Annotated in this window: 15 protein-coding genes; 6 read left to right on the top strand and 9 right to left on the bottom strand. The window is 68.5% G+C overall.

All coding sequences use genetic code 11. From position 1 onward, the window contains the following. Nucleotides 1–21 precede the first annotated feature (21 nt). The 5 genes from APZ21_RS20130 (at nucleotide 22) to APZ21_RS36435 (ending at nucleotide 3712) form a co-directional block, all read left to right on the top strand. Complete coding sequence (locus tag APZ21_RS20130; RefSeq protein WP_054814850.1) at nucleotides 22–1722, top strand: VWA domain-containing protein; 1701 nt, start codon at nucleotides 22–24, stop codon at nucleotides 1720–1722. Nucleotides 1723–1803: 81 nt separating this feature from the next. After that, nucleotides 1804–2049, top strand: a complete 246-nt coding sequence (locus tag APZ21_RS20125; RefSeq protein WP_043736129.1) for a hypothetical protein — start codon at nucleotides 1804–1806, stop codon at nucleotides 2047–2049. Between the two features lie 170 nt (nucleotides 2050–2219). After that, on the top strand, nucleotides 2220–2912 hold the full coding sequence (locus tag APZ21_RS20120) for a hypothetical protein (protein WP_156371218.1): 693 nt from the start codon (nucleotides 2220–2222) through the stop codon (nucleotides 2910–2912). A 76-nt stretch (nucleotides 2913–2988) separates the two neighbouring features. Beyond that, nucleotides 2989–3450 carry a hypothetical protein gene (locus APZ21_RS20115; protein WP_043736127.1) on the top strand — a complete coding sequence of 154 codons (462 nt, stop codon included), beginning with the start codon at nucleotides 2989–2991 and terminating at the stop codon, nucleotides 3448–3450. After that, nucleotides 3401–3712 carry a DUF4314 domain-containing protein gene (locus tag APZ21_RS36435; protein WP_082393305.1) on the top strand — a complete coding sequence of 104 codons (312 nt, stop codon included), beginning with the start codon at nucleotides 3401–3403 and terminating at the stop codon, nucleotides 3710–3712. The genes APZ21_RS20115 and APZ21_RS36435 overlap by 50 nt, the downstream gene beginning before the upstream one ends. Nucleotides 3713–3913: 201 nt before the next feature. Here the strand turns inward: APZ21_RS36435 and APZ21_RS20110 are convergent, their stop codons facing one another. The 3 genes from APZ21_RS20110 to APZ21_RS20100 all read right to left on the bottom strand — a co-directional run bounded on the left by APZ21_RS20110 (nucleotide 3914) and on the right by APZ21_RS20100 (nucleotide 7724). After that, the gene (locus APZ21_RS20110; RefSeq protein WP_138456831.1) at nucleotides 3914–4867 is read right to left on the bottom strand and encodes a hypothetical protein; all 954 of its coding nucleotides are present in this window, start codon (nucleotides 4865–4867) and stop codon (nucleotides 3914–3916) included. 309 nt (nucleotides 4868–5176) lie between these two features. Then, the gene (locus APZ21_RS20105) at nucleotides 5177–6532 is read right to left on the bottom strand and encodes a cutinase family protein (protein ID WP_043736125.1); all 1356 of its coding nucleotides are present in this window, start codon (nucleotides 6530–6532) and stop codon (nucleotides 5177–5179) included. A gap of 523 nt (nucleotides 6533–7055) precedes the next feature. Then, nucleotides 7056–7724, bottom strand: a complete 669-nt coding sequence (locus APZ21_RS20100; protein WP_051047221.1) for a hypothetical protein — start codon at nucleotides 7722–7724, stop codon at nucleotides 7056–7058. Between the two features lie 546 nt (nucleotides 7725–8270). Between APZ21_RS20100 and APZ21_RS20095 the strand changes: the two genes are divergently transcribed. After that, nucleotides 8271–8663 carry a hypothetical protein gene (locus tag APZ21_RS20095; protein WP_043736124.1) on the top strand — a complete coding sequence of 131 codons (393 nt, stop codon included), beginning with the start codon at nucleotides 8271–8273 and terminating at the stop codon, nucleotides 8661–8663. A gap of 505 nt (nucleotides 8664–9168) precedes the next feature. Here APZ21_RS20095 and APZ21_RS20090 read toward each other — a convergent pair. The 6 genes from APZ21_RS20090 to APZ21_RS20065 all read right to left on the bottom strand — a co-directional run bounded on the left by APZ21_RS20090 (nucleotide 9169) and on the right by APZ21_RS20065 (nucleotide 19035). Then, nucleotides 9169–10182, bottom strand: coding sequence for a C40 family peptidase (locus APZ21_RS20090; RefSeq protein WP_051047220.1), 1014 nt, complete (start codon nucleotides 10180–10182; stop codon nucleotides 9169–9171). Beyond that, nucleotides 10182–11063 (bottom strand): replication-relaxation family protein, encoded by an 882-nt coding sequence (locus APZ21_RS20085; RefSeq protein WP_197986985.1) that lies wholly within the window; start codon nucleotides 11061–11063, stop codon nucleotides 10182–10184. Before APZ21_RS20085 ends, APZ21_RS20090 begins: the two co-directional genes overlap by 1 nt. A 186-nt stretch (nucleotides 11064–11249) precedes the next feature. Continuing rightward, nucleotides 11250–13766, bottom strand: coding sequence for a type IV secretory system conjugative DNA transfer family protein (locus APZ21_RS20080; protein ID WP_082393322.1), 2517 nt, complete (start codon nucleotides 13764–13766; stop codon nucleotides 11250–11252). A 12-nt stretch (nucleotides 13767–13778) separates the two neighbouring features. Next, nucleotides 13779–16811, bottom strand: coding sequence for a PrgI family protein (locus APZ21_RS33185; RefSeq protein WP_082393304.1), 3033 nt, complete (start codon nucleotides 16809–16811; stop codon nucleotides 13779–13781). After that, nucleotides 16808–18649 (bottom strand): TrbL/VirB6 family protein, encoded by a 1842-nt coding sequence (locus APZ21_RS20070; protein ID WP_476739084.1) that lies wholly within the window; start codon nucleotides 18647–18649, stop codon nucleotides 16808–16810. Before APZ21_RS20070 ends, APZ21_RS33185 begins: the two co-directional genes overlap by 4 nt. Before the next feature lie 86 nt (nucleotides 18650–18735). After that, a complete protein-coding gene (locus APZ21_RS20065) occupies nucleotides 18736–19035 on the bottom strand; it encodes a pilin (protein ID WP_239476726.1) in 300 nt (99 codons plus the stop codon). Nucleotides 19036–19049: the final 14 nt, after the last annotated feature.

Genomic DNA, 19049 nt, shown 5'->3' with positions numbered 1-19049 from the left:
CGCCCGGAAGGAACCCCCGCGATGACCGGCCACCTGATCGCCGACCCCACCACCACACCCACACCACCGCCCGCCACCGCCGGATGGGATGCCCTGTCTGCCGCCCTAACCGATGAAGCCCCACCGATCGCAGACCGCGACGACCTGGTCGTCACCATTGCCCCCGGCGCGGCGCACGGGCACCCGGCGGTGTTCATGCCCCACAGCGCCGCCATCGAAATCGACGGCACCCGCCTCGGCATCGACCCGGCCACCGCGCGGCCGGACCGCAACAGCGACCGCGCCCGCTACGCCGCCGTGTGGGGCGCGTTCGTCCACGAATGCGCCCACGCCCAACATTCGGTGTGGGAAGCGCCGCCGGTGGCGAATCCGGCCGTGGTCGAGGCCGCCCTGCTGTTGGAGGAATCCCGCATCGAGGCCGCCCAGATCCGTCGCCGCCCCGATGACCGGCACTGGCTGCGCGCCAGCGCGACCGAGATCGTGATCGGCGACAACGGCGGCACCGATGCCGCCGCCCAGATCCCGCCCACCGATTATGCCGCCGCCCACAACGCCGCCCTCCTGCTGGGGCGCGTGGATGGCGGCATCCTCACCGCGTCGGAATGCGCGCCCGCCGCCGGGGTCATCGAGTCCATCCTCGGCAGCGACAAGCTCGAGAAGTTGCGCGCGATCTGGCAGCAGGCCCACACCGTGGCCGACGACGACACCAACACCATGCTCGAACTCGGGCAACGGTGGCTCGATATCGTCGGCCCCGACCCGCACGCCGACCCGGATCCGAACTCGGTCCTGTCCGCCGCGATCGGTGACACCGTCACCAACATCAGCAACGCCGTTGCCGCGCAACCGGTCCCGGTCGACCCTGCCGAAGCGGCGGCCACCGCGCAACGAGAGGCCCAGCGTGCCGCACGGCGCGCGGCGGCGCGGGCGCAGAAGGTGTTCGGCAACGGCAACGGGACCGGCACCAGTGCCAGCACCCGCGCCACCCGCACGCCGCACCCGGACGAACGCGCCGCCGCCCGGGTGCTGGCCCGCGCCCTCAACAACGCCGCACAGCGCGAACGCGCCACGATCAAAACCACCTCCGCGTTGCCGCCCGGCCGGTTGCGGATGCGCGGCGCACTGGCCCGCGAAGCCCAACGCGCCGCCGGGGCGCTGCCCACGGCCGAACCGTTCACCCGGACTACCCGCAAAACCGTGCCGATCCCGCCGTTGCGGGTCGGTATCGCCTGCGACGTGTCCGGTTCCATGAGCGACTACGCCGACCCGGTCGCCTCGGCCGCATGGATCATCGCCCGCGCGGCCGAGCTGGCCACCATGCCCGCCGCTACCGCCACGGTCACCTTCGGCGCATCGGTGGCACCGATCACCTACCCGGGCACCGCGCCCGCCCGGGTCACCCAATTCAGCTGCCCCGATTTCCTGCACGCCATCGACAACGCCATCGAGGCCCTCGACGGTGCCCTCGAGCTGTCGCGCCCGGAAAACACCCGCCTGCTGGTGATCATCTCCGACGGCTACTACGACGGCAGCAACCGCGACCGCGCCCAGAAACTCCTCGATCGGCTCCGCGCCACCGGCTGTGCCGTGCTGTGGCTGGCACCCGACACCGGCACGGCACCCGACCCCCTCAACGGCGCGAACCTGCACCTGATCACCGACCCCGCTACCACCGCCCACGCCATCGGCCGCGCGGCCACCGCCGCCGTACGCACTGCCTGACTCCCGTAGCGGCAGCCAATCAGCCACCAGCGGGATCCAACTGCCCGCGCCGAACCCACCACCGAACGAAGGGGCAAGAACATGGACACCCACGGCACCACGCCAACAGCAGCGGAAGCACCCGATCCGCAGTCACCCACCGAATCCGACAGCGAAACCTTGATCGGCTCGACCACCCGGCCGATCTGGTTCCACGGCGTACAGCTACCGGCCGGAACCCTGGTCCGCATCGTCCGATTCCGCCGCGACGGCACCGCCGAGATCATGCGCACCGACGTGTTCGGCCTGTCCAAGCGTGTCGCAACGGATGCCCTCGACTGCCCATAGCGCACCGACCGAGACGAAATCGGCACACTACCAACCTCTTTAGGAGTTCGGCCATGATGAACAGCGACACCACCCCGACGGTCAACCAGGCACCGGTCAGCGCGGCGAACACCACCGGCGATCAGGTCAGCCGATTCGGGGCCGAGTGCCCGATCCGGGTCGGTGACGAGGTGACCGGTCGTGACAACCCGACATGGCGCGGCCGGGTCCGCTCCATTTACCTCAACGACGAGGTCGCGGAATGCGCGATCGAAACAGCCGACGGCAGGCGGGGCTTCGCGCCACCGTGGGCCTTGGTGCCTGCCGATACGGAACCGTCCCGCGAATGGCGAGACCGGATGCAGACCTTCAAGAAGGCCCAACGTGACCAAGCGATGGAGGCGCTGCGCCGAAAGCGGCACGAGGCCGCTGAACACGCCGAAGACCTCGCCGGGCGGCTGAACACCATCGCCACCGCACTCCGAGATGGCGACACCCCCGACCCCGGCGAACCCGTGGAAAACCTCGCCCATACCTTCGCCTTCGCGCTGCATGAAGTGACTGAACTCGATGACAGGGTCGTCGCCGCCGGGCTGTCGGCCACCGACGAGCCTCAGCGACACAGCGCCGCCGAACCGGCCGGTTCCGACGAACTGCTCGCATGGTTCCGCGTCCTGCAACAGCGCATCCGCGACGAGATCGACTGCTACAGCACCCGCGAAGACGGCACCGAGGACTCGTCTGCCTGCGCCGACCACCACGACCGGCTCGAAGCCCTGTATGCCGAGGCCAACGACACCATGGCCGCGCTCGATAGCCACCTGGACACCGGCGGGCCGCTACCCGCCGCATGGGCACACATGCCCACGCCCCACCCCCACTGATCCCACTCCGGCGGCCCCGCCACCCACCGCGTCCAAATCACCTGCGGCCACCGAAAATGCCCCGAGGAGCCACGTCATGAACTGGAACGAATCTGCGACGAGCAGCGCATCGGCCACCGGTCCTGCCCCAAGCCACCAGCACACCGACGCATTACGCGCCCAGCTGGAAGCCGCGTACGACCTGCCCTTCGGGCGTGCACGGGAACAGCGCATCACCGACCTTGTCCTCGCGATCATCACCGCCGAGATCGGCCGTCGCAATCCCTCGATCAGCACCGTGCTGCTCGACTGGGCACCCTACGGCGGGCTCGGCGTCGCCGGATTCCGCGACCACGACGGCAACAACATTCGCGACCACGAACTCGACCTCGACATCAGTTTCTACGCCAGCGATATCCGCGCCGCCGACAGCAACAATGCACTGACCCAGCCACCACACGAGCAGGGGCTATTCCGTCTCGACCTGCACGACACCATTCCCGCCGCCGATGAACGAGAAGAAGGAAACAACCGCGATGATCACACCCCGCGTCGGTGACCGCGTTCGTATCACCGGGCTCATGCCCGACGATCCCGCGCCGCTGGAAATCGGAACAATCGGAACGGTGACACGGATCCCCAGTTCATGCCCCGGCCAGATCTTTGTCGACTGGGACAACGGGAGATCACTGATCCTGCTCGAATCCGACCCGTTCGAGATCCTTCCGACGCACTCGCCGCCACAACCTGGCGATCGAGGGGCCGCTTTACCCGGCCCGGCTGCCGCCGACACCAGGAGCAGCAGACGCGGGCCATATTGACCCGCGCGGAATGCAGCACCGCTGATGCCCTGGGGCCGCCATACCAGCGGCCCCAGGGCATCGTCAGCGCCCTGTTCAGCTGTCTGCGTTCGGGTGTCCCACCACGCGCCTGGCGACCGGCTGGCCCAAATCAACTGGGGCACCCACCCCGCCGCCGGGTATGACACCGGCGAACCTGTCATCGAAGGGCCCGACTGGCGATCACCAATAGTCCGCGCCACGTCGCCACGGCGGCACGGGTACCGTCCAGCTCCCGGACTTGTCCTTTTCCCTTTCTCGCCGGAGTTCGTCGCGCTCGCGGCGAACCTGTTCGGTGATGTCGTAGATCACATCGAGGTCCGCGGTCGTGCCGCCCATCACCTCGATACCGACCATGCCGTCTTCGACCTCGTAGTCGAAGTAGACGATCTCCTCGGCAGCGTGCCGGGGGCACCCGGGGACGGTGACGATAACCTCGTCATCGAAGATCCGGACGCGCACCCGGACCTCACCGCCACCACATGGTGAGTACCCCCAGCCCAGGCGACGGGAACGGTCCGAGCCGAGCAGGCACCCGCGATTGTGGACGGCTTCAGCCGTCATGGACAGCACGGCAGCCGAGTCCAGGGCGGAATCGAGCAGGTCGCTCAGCCGCTCCCCGGTGATTCGATCCAGCCCTCGCAGCTTGACATCCACTCCGTAGTAGGCGGCGGCAACGGTCCTCCACTCGACACAGCGGATCTCGGCGTCGGCACGCACGCGCTTCAGGTCGTCGAGTACCTGCGAGACCTTCGTGCGGAATTCCTCGTTCAACTCGCTTTGGCTCAGTGTGTCTCGCTGCCAGTAGGGCACGACCACGGTCGTCGGCGTCAACTTGGCGGACTGAAGTGCGTGGACCTTCGGCAACAGCACATCAGCTGCGGCGAGGACATCCTCGCAGGTGGGATCCGCCAGGCCGTCAGGCCCCAGCTGTTCGGCATCGGCACGGCGCCAATACTTCCCGGTCCCGTCGACGCTGATCTTCAACGGACGCAGCCGTGAGTTCCTCTCGGCCTGCTCGCGTGCCTGCGCGGCCTGCTTTTCGCCGCGTCGGAGAGCTTCGGCATATTGCACGCCGTCCTCGGCTGCGATCCTGCGAGCGCGACGGCGCCGCCGCGCACTGCTGTTCTTCGGCATGTTCTCGTCCATTCCCGGCAGAGGCGCCCACGCCACCCTGCCTGCAACGAACAAGCATGCGAACAGGGGAAGTGTGAACGCGGGCCCCGGGAAGGACCTTGGCCATCAACGTCACCGAACCGGCGTGGGCGAGGCAACTCAGGCGAGAACGAGGAGCGCGTGCGCGGCCTGTCACTCCGCAGGAGAGCTTATCCTCTCGCGTGCTCGTCGAGAACCAACTTCGCCGAGACCACCATCCACGAGCAGGGGCCCGGCGTCTGCCGGGCCCCAAGCTGGCCGCCCTGTGAGGGTCCGGCCGGATTCATAGGTTCACTTGCTGTTGTCGATGCTGCTGGCGAGCGAGTCGAGAACGTCCTGGACGCCGGGGCCGTAACCGGTTTGGTGTACTCCCGAGGTGTAGAACTCGGCCGCGTCGCTGCCTTGGCGGACAAGGTCGGCCATGTCGGACAGGGCAGCGCTGGTCGCGGGGTCGGTGCGGGCGGTGAGGTCGGCGACCAGACCGGTGAGCTGGCTGGCTCCGTCTCCGACGAGCGCCGAGGCCGCGGTGGCGGCGAGGTCGGCGGCTACCGGGACGAGTCCGGTCAGTTCGAGGCCGGCGCCGACGGGATCGCCGAGGGCGAGTTTGTCGACGGCGCGCCAGGCGACTTCTTGGGCGAGACCGATGTCGGTGGCGACGCGGCCGAGGTCGACTCGGCCGATGATGCCGACGACTTGGGCGGCTACGGCGGTCCAGCCGCTGGGGTCGGCGGCTGCGGCCATCGAGAGTGCACGTGCGACGAGGCGTAGGTCGACCTGGTCGGCGATGCGAACCAGCGGGCTGAACAGGTTGTTGAGTTCGCCGCTGATGCGGTGGGTGCCGCCGATGTCTCCGGCCAGCACGGTGGGCGGCAGGCGCAGCACGTTGTCGCCGATAGCGGGCAAGTTCGCGGCGAACTCGGCGAGACCGCCGAGCACGAGGATGACCTGCCGTGTCACCGAGGAGGGATCGAGCACACCGGTCGAAGACGAAGTGGTGGTGGTGTCGTCGAGGAGGGAGGAGTTGCCGGTGAACGCGCGGCCGACAGCGGCAAGTCCGGGCGATTCTTCCGGCGAGGTGGCGCAGTAGAGGTCGCCGGCGGCGCAGACGGTGCGTACTCGGTTGGCGAGGCTGCCGAAGTTGTCGCGGGGGCCGGCGATCCCTTGCCCGTCGACCGGTTGTCCGAGCTGCGGTGTGCTCGGGTCACGGTTCGGGTCGGACAACAAACCAACGGCGAGCACTCGCGAGGCCGGAATCGGATCTTGGCTGCGGCCGATGGTGGAGGTGACGTCGCCGACGACATCGGCACCCTGTGAGTACCCGGCCATGACGACCTGAGTGGTCGGACACAGCCCCGCCAGCAGCCCGGACAGAGCTTGTACTCCACCGGATTCCGACTGCTGGTACGGGGCGGGGGCAGCGGCATAGGCCAGGGACCGTACGTCGATGTCGTTGCCGTAGCGGGCGCGCAGCCCGTCACCGATCGGTGCCAGCATGCCCACCGATCGGGTGGGGTCAGCGCCCGGATTGGTTTCGCCGGTGCCGGGCACCAGGACCGCCGTCCATCGGGGGCATGCCGCGCTGCCAGGTTCTGCGGTGGCAACTCCGGTCGCGACGGTGGTGACGGCGGTGGCGCCGACAACCACCACAGCCGCAGCCGCTACCGCACGCGCGGCGAACCGAGGGGCTGTTGCACGGTTGCGGCGGGCGGGCGCACGCCACGGTGTGAGTCGGAGATTGAACATATGGGGCTCCCAGGGACGTCGTATTCGGTCGTGCGGGTGAGTTCTCTCGCCGCACTGGGAACTCCGGGATTTCAGGGGTCTTTTGGACACAACGGGTCAGCAAAGCCATCGAGAGGAACGGACGGGGCGAACGGAAGACGCCCTTCAGCGGGTCTGACGGTGGGTATGCGACTCAAAGGGGTGTTCGGATGCGTTGCCCGGCGAATCAGGATGGTCAGGGTCGGCGCGCAGAACCCACCGAATCTGCGCCAGGCGGTTGTCGTTCGCGCGCCACAGGAGACGGGGCGATGGGGATCGGGGACGCGCGTTCGCGACGGCTGGGCGGGCATCGACGGGCGTACGTCCTGGAAATGGCGAGAGCGGGAGTAGGGCGGTTGCCCTTTGACAGGGTGGCCGCTCTACTCCCGCCGGGTCCGGGTGGTTCGGTTCAGGACTGGGAGGACGGTGCGAGTGCGAACTTCTTGGGGCGCGTGGTGGTCATCTCCGCGACCCCGGAGTCGGTGAGCCGTACGAGGGCATTGTGGACTGCGCCCGAGGACCGACCACCGAGCGCCTTGCCGATCTGGTGCGGGGTGAACTCCTGGCCCGGGTGGTCACGCAGGTGATCCTCGACCAGCCCCCGCAGTGCACCGGGAGCGAGTTTGTCCGGATGCGGCGACCCTTCGCCGGTATGACCGGCTGGTCCCGCATCATCGGTGTCGGTGTCGGTGGCCGGTTCGTCCGAAGTTGTGGCGTTGTCAACGATTTCGTCGATGTTCGGCGGGGGCGGGGTGGAGTCATCGAGATGCGAGGCGTCGGTCTCCGGTGTGCGGGGCTGAGTTTCAGCATCGTCAGGGGCTTCGCCGTCGCCGGAGGTGTCGGTGTCGGGTTCGGTGGTGGGCGCGATGCTCCAGCGGGCGGCGGCGTGGGGGTTGGTCTCGTCGGTGTGGCGGGAGATGCTGCCGTCGGCGGCCCACATGTTGAGGAGCTTGCGGGTCTTCGACTGACTGATTCCTGCGGCGGTCGCCAGTTCGGCGGCGGGTTTGGGGTCAGCGCTGATGACCGCCCACAGGGCGTCTTCGACGGCGGTGCGGGCAGATTCTGTCGTGGTGGACATGACATTCTCCTGGGAAATGGTGGCTGGTGGTGTGTTTCGTCATGTCCCGGCCGGGACGGCACCCCGGGAATTCGGATTCGTGGGGCGCCGGTCTCCATGGACGCTCGATACGGGGTGAATTGTCAAGCGGAATCGGGAACGAAGCGGTCATATCGGCGGTATGTCACTGAAATGGCCGTGACTGTCTGCATGGGAATTGATTCCGTTTCGGTGTGGTCTTGACAAACCCGGGTCTATCGAGCGTCGATGGTCGTGGAAACCCGTGGTTCGGCAATCCTGCCGATGAATGGGTGACCACCCCGGCCGGGTCGCCAATCACGATTCCCTCGATCGAACTCCGGAGAAGCCGCATGCCCACTGACCACGACAATCGCGAAACCAGCTGAGTCGCAGCATCTTCTCAAGTCGGGCTCGGGAACGACCGTTCCTGGCGAAGCTGACTGGCCCCGGCGTGGGCAGCGCAGATCATGTGCGCGATGTCGGCGGAGGGGCCCTCGTGAAATCACTCGCTACGCACAACTTTTCGGAACAGTTTGGAGACTTCTCATGGATAACACCGTTCTCACTGCAAGATTGGACGAGTCCTACACCGTCATCGGCACCAGTGAATGCGTCCACCGCATCCGGGAAGTTACTTTCCAGGTGACTTGTGTGGATGATTGCATCCATAGCGAGGGCAGAATCTGCACCGAGTGTGCGCCGTCGTGGCAGCTGGATTATGAATTCGACGAGCCGTTCCCGTTCGAGCGTGTGGCCCGGGTGACCGTCCGCGATCTGCTCGACGCGGGACACGTGCGTGTCGGCGATCGATTGGCCAGTCCCGACAGCGAGGTCACGGCGGTGATCACGGGCTGCGGTGGCTTGATGCTGCCCGACGGCCGCATCTTCACCAATCCTTCCGCCGCTGCCAACGCCGTCGGTGGTAACCGAAACGAGTAGCCCGCAGACGTGACCCGCGCGGCTCGCTTCCCTCGCGTGGGCCGCGCGGGTCACGTGCGTCGCGGCATGCATATGCGCCCGGCGCGAGCGGTGGATATCGCCCCTTCTGTGCCGCGATGCTCGGTGCTCTGCATGGCGGTTGGGTGTGCCGGGCCTATATGCCGTTGCCGCAGCATCCAGTGGTTGGCCCTCGTCCGGATGAACGTCTTCGCGGGCACCGTTTTCAGGTTCTGGGATTGTCGGGATGTTCGTGATCCCAGGGAAGGGGTTCGGCGAACAGGTGCTGGGATTTCCACAGGGGGGGGCGCATTCGGCGCAGATGGTGTCTTGGTGCTGGCATCGGCGGGGGTCGGCGATGGGGATCTCGACTTCGTCGATGTGGTGCACGAGTTCGGTGCCGCCGGGCGGGATGTGGGCGAAGTCCGCCAGCGCGGTGACGGTGGCCGGTAGAGTCATGGGGAAGCCTCCTGTCGAGATGTGACGGCTCGCTCTCGGACCGATCGGTCTAGAGCTGCGGTGCCGGACCGGCAGCGGGCGGCGCGAGGTCGGCGGGGCGAGTGGCCTTGTAGTAGTCATCGCCGCGCCAGCGGTATTCCGAGATTTGAACAGGCTCGTTGAAGGTCGGCGCGTGCAGCATCTTCCCGGCGCCCAGGTAGATGCTGACGTGGTGCACGTCGGCGTCGGTGCCGTAGAAGAGGAGATCACCGGGCAGGAGTTGGTCCTCGGGGATAGAGGGCCCGGTGTGGACTTGGTCGTAGGTGGTGCGTGGGATGGCGATGCCGGCGCGGGCGTAGGCGGCTTGGGTGAGGCCGGAGCAATCCCAGCCGCCGGAGACCTCGGGGCCGTTGCCGCCCCAGACGTAGGGTTGCCCGAGTTGCTGGCAGGCGAACGAGATCGCTGTCGCGGCAGCGGGACTCGCGGCCCGTAGGTCGGCGCAGTCACCGCTGCCGGGCGGTGGTGCGGTGGCGTGCGTGGAGTAGCGGTCGGCCTGGGCGAGAACGTCGCGGACGTACCAGTCGGCGTGGTTATAGGCGAAGATCGCCGCGTAGAGATCGCCCGGCGCGCCGGAATCACACAGGTAATGGGCGGCTGCGTGGACGGCGTCGTGCGGGTTGTATCGCGACGGAGGTGTCGCCCCGCCAGCGGGCAGCGGATGCCGGGCGACGACGGAGTCGAAGGTGGGGGCCAGGAACTGCATCGGTCCACCGGCTCCGGCGAAGTTCTCCCCGGCGGCGACGCCGGGCAAAGTGGAGCGGCCGTGGTCGGTTTCGATCTTGCCGATCGCGGCGAGTACCGACCAATCCAAGCCCGGACACGAGCCGGCGCCTTGCTGATACAGCACCAGCATCTCCGGCGGGATATCGGTCAGGGCCTCGGTACTCGGCGCAGTGGCCGCGCCCGGTGCCGGAGCCGGGGTGGGAGCATGGTCGTAGACGGCGACGGTGGCGACGACCGCGGCGATCACGACCGTGCAGAACACGACCGCGGCCGAACCGACACCGAGTGCTTTGGCGAACATCACGAACCTCCGGTCTCGCAGGGCGGCATCGGTGACGGCGGGTCGAGGACCGCCGGCCCACTGGTCGTGGTCGGCGCGGAGTACTGCGGGATGCTCGCCGGGGGCGGGGTGAGATGCGGCCACGAGGCGGGGAGCTGGTGCAGCGCCAGTCGTTCGCCGCCGTGACCATCGAGGGACAGCCAGACACGGTCGGCGGGGCTCGGATGTTCTGCGGTGGGATCGAGAAGATCGGCAGCGGCGGTTGCGACCGGCACCGCGCCGGGGTCGGGCAGCGTTTGCCACGTCTCGAGGAGGGCACGGCGGGCGGTGGTTTCGCGTCCGGTGGTCGGCACCCACAGCAGAACGGGAGTGACGATGCCCGTGGAGCGGGCGAGTTCGGCGTAGCCGGCGAGCTTGCCGGCCACCGAGGAGAGGGTGATGGTGCCGAGGTCGAATTCGAGGAAGAAGTCCAGGGTCGCCCCGGTGTGGGTGTAGCGGCCGTAGGCGTCGGGGCGGACGAGATCACCCCAGAGCCCTCGGCTGCGGCCTTCCGACCACCACGCCAGCACCCGCCCGTGGCCGGGAGTTGTGACGAGGGCGGTGAACCATTGGTTGACGCCGACGGTGTGTGCGAGGTGCAGGCTGTGGGCGATAGCGAGGGCGCGCTCGTGGCGGTAACGCAGCTCACGGACCTCGATACCGGCTTCGGCGGCGACCACCGCGGCGCCGGCGGGAGCCAGGACCCAGTGCCCCGGGGCGGTGCCTCGCGCACGGAGGGGCCGGAACCGGTCGACGACCCGATACCTGTGCAACAGGGTGAGGCGGCGACGGGCTTTGATGATGGTGGGGAAGGCCAACTCGGCGAGCTGGGTGGTAGTCAGGACGCGATGCTCGAGCAGCATCCGCAGAATCCACCGATCCCTGCCGGTGAGCCGCACAGCCAGACCGGCGTGGCCGATCGCCGACGGTGCCCGGGTTGGTCGGGGTGCTCGCAGATCCCTCTGCCTATCCGGGTGATTGATCATCGCAGCAACCTCCGAGAGTTGAATTACCTTGCTAGACAGGTGAATCCGTGTGGACTCACTGGGTCAGGACAGGCGGGGATCGCCGCCACCGACCGGTGGAGCAGCAGATTTTGTGAGATCCGGCCCCGGTTCGTCGGTGTCGGGTTCTGCCGGCTCCGTGGTTGGAAGCGGTGCGGCGAGGCGAGCACGGGCAGCGGCGCGTATCTCGCGGGCGCGCCCCGGCACGGCTGGTGGCAGGGGTTGGGTGGTGAGGGTGAACGGTGGCGCCTGCTGGCCGCGGACCAAGACCCGGGCGGCGGCGTGGAAGGCGTCGAGGTGGGTCAGGTCGTGCTCGGACAACCAGGGAGTCGTGTGGCGAGCCAGGTCTCGGGCATCTTCGGGGGACGCGGTGAAGATGACCTTGTTGCGTGCATTGGCCGACACCGCCGCCCGCATGTCTGTCGGCAGCTGTCCGAGGTTTTGGTGCGCGATGACCAGAGACAGGCGCAGGCCGCGGGCCTCGGCGAGCATGTCCTCGAGTGGGGTGGCGAGGTTGAGGAAGTTGTGGGCTTCGTCGAGGGCCAGGGTGGCGTCGGGGCGCTGGTCGGGGTGGGTGCCGACGCGGGCGGTGGTGGCCTGCCAGGTGCGCGCTACGAGCAGCGATCCCATCAGGCGGCTGGTGTTCTCGCCGAGAGAGCCTTTGGGTATCCGGGCCAGGCAGATGCCGCCGTGGTCGAGCACGTCACCGAGATCGACGGTGGAGGGTCCGGCGGCGAGTGCGTCGCGTACGAATTGCCGGAACAGAAAGTGCCGCAACTTGTTCAACAACGGTCCGATGACCTGGTTGCGTGCGGAGTCGGTCAATTCCTCATACGAGGACCAGAATCCACGCAGGACGGGGTCGGTGGTGGCGCGGGTGACCCGGGTGCGGAACGCGGGCTCGGTCAACAAGCGCGGTAGATCGGTGAGGGTGGCGACGCCGGGTTGGCGGCACAGGGTGAGCAGGCTTGCTCGCAGGACGTCGTCCGTGCGCGGGCCCCACCATTGGGCGAAGGTGCGGTGGAAGATGGTGGCCAGGTTGTCGACCGCGCGGTCGGTCCCCGCTCGGTCGGCGGGGGTGTCGAGCGGGTTGAGGCAAGGCGGGCGGCTGCGGGAGTCGGCGTCGAACAAGACGACTCGGTCGGCGCAACGCCGGGGCAACCGGGCGAGGATGTCGGTGATGAGGTCGCCTTTGGGATCGACGACGACCACGCCGCGGTCCTGATCAGCCTCCTCGAGGATCAGCCGCCCCAGCAGTGTTGACTTCCCGACGCCGGTTGGGCCCAGGACGTGCAGGTGGTGGCGGGCGTCGGCGACGCGCACCGCCACCGAGCGTCCACCGGGACTGTCGGCAACGCCCAGGGGTTTCGAATACGGTCCCGCCGCAGGGATTTCCGGGGTCGGTGCGATGGCGCGGGCTCCGGCCCGCTGCACACCAGGAATGGCCGGATCATGCGGAAGATGGGCGAGTGCGGCCAGCTCCGGCACCGACAACAGATCACCGCGGCCCAGCCGCCGCTGCGAGAGCGCCGAGCCGAGCCGCCGCGTGCGGCGGTGCCGGTAGTAGTTGTGATCGGTGCAGGACCCGAACACCACCGCCAGCGCATCCGCCCGACCCCGCGCAACGGCCCGCGCCGCGACCCGGTCACCGGTATCGGGCACCGACACGGCATAGCGGATGACGGTCTCCCAGTGCGCACCACGGGCTTTACCGGCGGCGGCCCGCTGCTCGGTCGTCTCGCGCATCGCGGCCTGCCGATCACTCGACTGGGCCGCCGCCGCGGCACGGACGCGGCCAGCGCGGCGGACCGGGCCCGGGGTGAGCAGATCGAGCACCTCCCGCAGCAGCGGGATAGGCCATGCCGCACCGGTCCCGGTTCGGGTGCCGCGCCGCACGCGGCGGCCGGTGACCGGTCGCGCCAGTACCTGCACGCAGGCGGCCTGCCCGGGGCCCAGATCATCGGCGGCGGAGATGAGATCACGAACCAGGTCCGCGCCGCCGTAGTCGGTGCGGATCGGCAGTGCTTCCCGGCGCCCGAGCCGCAGCTCACCTCCGGACAGCAGCCGACGATCCTCAAGCCCAGGAGGTGTGAGCGGCGGGGAGACCGTATGGGCGGTGCGGGTGTGCGCGCCCGGCCACGCGGAGGCCACCGCCCGCTCGACCAACCCTGGCGGAATCCGGCCGGGTACCCAGAGCCGAATCGCCACCCCGTGCTCGGGGGTGATGCTGTACTCGAACCCCAGATGCGGTTGCCCGAACAGCATCCGCCGCCAGGACGGGCGCAGCTGCCCGGTCAGATGCGCCCACAGTGCCTCCGCCCCCTTCGGATCGACCTTGGGAGGCGTGAGGACGGTGACCTGGCGGGCGTCGGTGGCCAGCCGGTGCCGGCGCAGTCGCTCGGCAACCCTCGCCGCGGCGAGCACGCCCACCATCAGCCCCACAGCGATCACCGCCGCCGGACCGGTCACCACCCGTAAAGCGGTGTCGGCGAGTTCGCGCATCGCTGCGGCGGGGTCGAGCAGCAGCTCGCCCACGATGCCGTGGTCCGCCGCAAACAGCATGAGGGACATGGCCTATGCCGCCTGCACATCGACGTAGACGTCCCCGTCGCCGTCCTCATCCGCCAGTCCGGTGTCGACATCGGCGTTGTCGTCGGTGACAATCGGAGTGAACGGGGCGGGTTCGGTGATGTCGAGACCTGACTCCTCGGCATCTGCGGTGTCGGCGAGTTCGCTGGGATCGGTGGTGACCAGCGCGTGCTCCTCGACGGAGGCCATCGAGGCGAACACGGCTCTGTCAGTGCCGTCGAGAGCGATCAGCCCTTGCCCGCGGGCCGCCGACAACAAGAACTGTCGTTCTCCGTCCGAGAGCTTGAACGCGGTCGCGACCTCGTCGATCGCCTGCGGCGCTTGATGCAGCAGGATCTGGGTGGCCGCATTGGACACGATCGCCTTACCGAGTTCGGTGCCCAGCACATCCGCACAGTCCTGGGTGGCGACCGTGAGGCCGGCCCAGTACTTGCGGAACGACTTCGCGGCCCGGAACAAGAACTCCGCACCGGCGGTCTGGCGCATGATCAGCCACGCCTCGTCCACGGTCACCATCCGCGGCCGACGATTCGCCGGGTTGGCGACTCGCCGCCAGGTGGCATCCAACACGAGCAGCGTCCCGATCGTCTTCAACTCATCGGGCAGCTCCCGCAACGAGTAGGCGACCATCGCCGCATCCGGGCTGACCGTCGTCGGCCCATCGAGCAGGCCCGCGAACGCGCCCTCGCCGACGAACGGAGCCAACGACGCGGCAAGGTCATCAGCCACGGCCGAACCGAGCGCGGCCAACTGCTCACACAGGACACCCAGGGTCGGGGCGGGCCTGGTCCACGTCGCGGGGTCCTCGGTGATCCCCGCACTCGCGTAGGTGGCGGTCACAGCGGTGTCGAGCGTGGCACGCTGCGCAGCCGTCTGGTCACCGAGCAGGACCCGGATCACGGTGTGACAGAATAGTTTCCGTCGATTCAGTGCATCCGACGGTGCGGTGCGGCGGCCGTCGGGGCGGGTATGGACCTCCAAATCGAAGGGATTGAGCCGGATCCCGGGGGCGCCGAGGTGGATATAGGTGCCGCCGACCGCCTCGGTCAACGCGCGATACTCGTCTTCGGGGTCGATGATCACCTGTTCGATCCCGCGATACAGCGACCGCAGAATATCGGTCTTGACCAGGTAACTCTTACCGGCGCCGGAACGGCCGAGCACGACGGCGTTATGGTTGTGCGCCTCGGGACCGAACCGGTCGACGAACACCAGCCCGGATGCGGCGTCTCGCCCGTAGAGCACCCCTTCTGGCGATGCCGCGCGGGCCGGATCACCAACAGGCAGTTGCGGACTGGAGAACGGGAACGCCGCCGCAAGGGCATTGGTGTCGAAGGTGCGGCGCACCTTCACCAGATCCAGACCCAGCGGAAGCGTGGAAACCCAGCCCTGGGTGGTGCGGTAGGACAGATGGCAGGTGTCGACGAGCAGACTGGCTGCCAGGGCGCGGACGGCGGCGACCTCGTCGGCCAGCTCGGCTTCCGAGCGGGCGTGCACGGTCAGATACAGGCCGATTCGGAACAGTCGAGCTTCGGCGCGTGCCACCCGGGAGGACAGTTCTGCGGCATCCTCGGCCGCGACCTCCACCAGGGGATCGGTGCGGCGGCCGTAGCTGGCATCGTGAAATCGGGTCGACTCCAGCCGGGCGAGCTGGCGCCGCAGCCGGGAGGCGGCGGTGACCGGGTCGACCGGATCGATATGCAGGGCAACGTCGAGGCGGCCGGGGTGCGACAGCAGCGGAGCCAGCCAGCCGGCGGTGACCTCACGCGGATACCCGGTGACGGCGAGCGTCGCCACCCATCCTGTCCCTACTTCGAGGTGCCGTGTCCCGATCGCCAGCGAATCCGGCCCGAATCCAGCTGCGGCACCGGCGATCTGGCGACGTCGGCGACGCAGGGATCCTCGCCGATGCGGGTGTGCGTCGATATCGTCGGCCAGTTCGATATCGGTGGAGGTCTCGGTGTCCGGGCCGTCGGTGGTGATGACGGTGTGGGGGCCGGCGATGTCTGCGGAGGAGGGAACGAGACTGCCGGGGTTGCAGGCGCCGGTTACCACGGCGGTGGCCTGCGCGTCATCGAGCGGTGTCACGGTGACACCCATCGGGGCGAGGAGGTCGGCGGCCTCATGCACCCGCCGCAGTAGCCGGGCCTCCGCGGCGCGCCGTGCCGCGGCCGACAATTCCCGTCGAGCACGCCGACGCCCCGCGACCAGCCAGCCCAGCATCGCCGCCGGCGTCGGTCCACCCAGCCTGTCGCTCGTCGCCGGGAGGTCGAGGGGTTCACGCCAGACCAGCAGTACTTGCCGGTGCATCAGGTCCTCCCCGGCCGCGAGTCCGGCCAGGTGGTCGGCGTGACCGTGCGCGGCAGCGGCCAGCTCCGGTGACATCTCACCGACCGAACGCCACAGACTCTGCAGCTGGCCGGTCAGATCCAGGCGCGTCGACCGCAACAGGATCTGCACCGGTTGGCGCAGCGTGTGCAGCCAGCCCCCGAGCTGTGAGACCAGGGCATCCTGCTCCTCGGGAGTGCGCAGGGCGAGGTTGACCGTCCCGGCCGCTGCGACCACAGCCAGCCCGTCCGGGCCCAGATCGACCACCCCGACCCCGTTGGCGCTGGTGACCGCCTCGGGTAGCTGTAATGCTTTGGCCGACAAAGGCTGCGGCACCAGCGGCTTCTTCCCTCGACCCGCAGCGCGGGTGAGCCACCGTGGTGCCGTAGCGATCCCTTCGGGCGCGGCTACCAGGCGAGAAGGCCGCAGACGTTGCCGTACGGCGGCCAGCAGCAACCGGTCGCCCGACAGGCCGTCGCGGGTGGTCAAGATCAGCACCGCGACCGCGGTGCCCAGCGGGACGGCTCCGGCCAAGAACGCTGCGGGGGCGATCACTTCACGAGTTGCGGTCCACGCGAGATACAGCAGTAGCGCGGTGACCGCGAGGACTGCGAGCTGGCGGGCGGTGAATGGGCCGATCAACCGGTCTTGCCGGTCGACATCGGCAGGAATACGAACGGGCGTGCTCATCTGGGGTTTCCTCCTCGGGGAGTGCGGCGTGCGCGCCGGCGGACAGGGAGATCGGGCAGCGGCAGATGCAGCTGACGACCTGCCGGTGTCGAGGGACGTGGCGGCGGAACCGGTGGCGGCGTGCTCGCTCGCTCGGCGGGCCGGACCCGGGTCACCGGGAACGGCAGCCGGTACTGGCCGCTGCGCAGCGGCCGGTTGCCCTCATACGGATCGGGCGGATCGAACTCGAACGCCAACTGCGTGCCCTGCCGAGGACGCGGCGGCGGCGACGCCGACGCCGGTGCCGGCGCTGCGGGAGGCCCGGCAGGGGCGGGTGTCCGTCGGACCCGGGCAACAGGGATCGGCAGCGGGTACTGGCCGCGGTGATTGGCGCGAATCCCGCTGTAGGGGTCTGGCGGGGTGAAATCGAACGCGAGCTGGCGGCCTCGCGATCTCGGGCGGGTCGTCGGCCCAGGGGCGGTGCCGGGTGAGGCCGGAGCCGATGTGGTGGTGGCCGACTGCGACGGTGGTGTTGCAGGACCCTGCGTTCGCCGGACCCGGTGGACTCCTTCGAGGGGCAACATCAGCTGGCCGTCCCGCGTCGACCGTGTCCGCGCATACGGGTCGGCGCTGCCCACTGCAGCGGCGGCACCTCGGCGGCCGTTGCCCACCCTGTTGGCAGTGGCTGCGTTGCCCTGTGGGGTGGGGCGTCGAATCGCCGTGGCGGCAGCCTTCTCGCCGCTCTTGAGTAGGCCGAAGGTCTTGTAGGCGACGTATCCGCGGACCAGGGATCCGACCATGCTGCGGCCGTGGCCGATTCGCATGGTCGACATCAGCCAGAACGGGATCTTGATCAACACGCCCATCAGGGCGAGCCCGATGATCAGGCTCACGACGCCGTCCATGTTGGGCCCGAAGAATCCCCATCCTCCCGGGGTGAGGAAAACCCGCAGGGTGGTGACCAACACCAGCGACTGGACCACCTGAATCGCCAGACACGCGGCGAAGGAGCGCCACCACCAGCGAGCGATCGAGTCCAGACCAGGCAGCGCATGACACATCAAAGCCAGTGGTGCCGCTACGATCAGGATGATGGTGATCGCGACGCGCACGACGTAGGTGATGAGCAGTACCACCAGCATCACGACAAGCGCAGTTCGCAGCAGAACCAGGAAGATTCCGTTCCCGGTGACCGACCCGGTCAGTTCCTTCAGCGCGGTGGTGGCAGAGTCGGACTCGACCCCGCTACCGGCGAATGCCTCGGCCAGCGCGTTCGCGAACACGATCGCCTGGGTCGCCAGCAGCATGCTCATGGCACCGGCAATGAACCCGACCACGATCCGTGGCAGCAGTTCTTGCAGTGACCAGCGGGTCTGCAATGTTTCGCGGACCATCAGCAGGATGCCAGCGGCCACCACCAGCAGCCCGTACATGGCCAGCATCAGATGCCACGACGAGTCCCACAACTCACCGACCCGCGGCAAGTCACCGGGCTCCGGGGTGGTCAACAGTGTTTGCGACAGTAGCTCGAGCAGCGGATTGAGCGCCGAATCCACCAGGCGGGCAAAGAAACCGTCGATAGCATTCGCGACACAACCGGAGATATTGCGAATTCCGCAGTCGGAATCACCTGTATCCGACGGCTCAACCGGTACTTGACTGGAGTCGCCCGGCCAGGAGCCGCGCGGAGTAGGCGACGGAGTCGCGGGTGTGCTCGGACCTTGCGATGTGGGCGGAGGCGTGGGCGTCGGCGCGGTCGGTGCCGGTTGCTGGGGTGTCGTCGCCACCGGCGGCGGTGGCGGTGGGGCGGTGGGCTCGGCGGCGGCAGTCGCACCGATGCCAACCCCGACCACCAGCATCGCGACCACGGCCGCCACCACCCGCAACGGCCAGCCTGTTCGGGGGTTCGGTGGTGAGGTGCCGATTGGGAAGGCCGCGGTCATGGTCAGGCACCCACGATCGACTTGAGAACGGCGACGATCACCGGCGCGAGCATCGCCAGGCCGTAACCCAGGCATGCAGCGCGCAGCGCGGTCTTGGACTTCTCGACCTCGCTGGGGTCGCCGGAGGCCAGCACATAGCGGGCGCCGCCGATGGTCAGGAACACCGTCGCCAGCCCGGCAAGGATGCCGACCAGCCAGTTCCGGATATTGTCGAGTACCTGGTCGAACGACTCAGCGATGGCGAGTACCGAAACGGGTTCTGCCGCAGCGGTACCCGCGGTCGCTATGGCGGTCAGCGCCACCGCCGCGAATACCG

It is taken from the genome of Nocardia arizonensis, from assembly GCF_001310275.1.
Lineage (GTDB): Bacteria > Actinomycetota > Actinomycetes > Mycobacteriales > Mycobacteriaceae > Nocardia > Nocardia arizonensis.
This window is presented reverse-complemented; position numbering and strand designations above follow the sequence as displayed.

Coding starts and splice junctions, on each gene's coding strand:
- APZ21_RS36435 (WP_082393305.1), top strand. CDS start 3,401: ATGAACGAGAAGAAGGAAACAACCGCGATGATCACACCCCGCGTCGGT.
- APZ21_RS20110 (WP_138456831.1), bottom strand. CDS start 4,867: ATGCCGAAGAACAGCAGTGCGCGGCGGCGCCGTCGCGCTCGCAGGATC.
- APZ21_RS20115 (WP_043736127.1), top strand. CDS start 2,989: ATGAACTGGAACGAATCTGCGACGAGCAGCGCATCGGCCACCGGTCCT.
- APZ21_RS20130 (WP_054814850.1), top strand. CDS start 22: ATGACCGGCCACCTGATCGCCGACCCCACCACCACACCCACACCACCG.
- APZ21_RS20125 (WP_043736129.1), top strand. CDS start 1,804: ATGGACACCCACGGCACCACGCCAACAGCAGCGGAAGCACCCGATCCG.
- APZ21_RS20070 (WP_476739084.1), bottom strand. CDS start 18,649: ATGCTGGTGGTCGGGGTTGGCATCGGTGCGACTGCCGCCGCCGAGCCC.
- APZ21_RS33185 (WP_082393304.1), bottom strand. CDS start 16,811: ATGAGCACGCCCGTTCGTATTCCTGCCGATGTCGACCGGCAAGACCGG.
- APZ21_RS20100 (WP_051047221.1), bottom strand. CDS start 7,724: ATGTCCACCACGACAGAATCTGCCCGCACCGCCGTCGAAGACGCCCTG.
- APZ21_RS20085 (WP_197986985.1), bottom strand. CDS start 11,063: ATGCTGCTCGAGCATCGCGTCCTGACTACCACCCAGCTCGCCGAGTTG.
- APZ21_RS20090 (WP_051047220.1), bottom strand. CDS start 10,182: ATGTTCGCCAAAGCACTCGGTGTCGGTTCGGCCGCGGTCGTGTTCTGC.
- APZ21_RS20095 (WP_043736124.1), top strand. CDS start 8,271: ATGGATAACACCGTTCTCACTGCAAGATTGGACGAGTCCTACACCGTC.
- APZ21_RS20080 (WP_082393322.1), bottom strand. CDS start 13,766: ATGCTGTTTGCGGCGGACCACGGCATCGTGGGCGAGCTGCTGCTCGAC.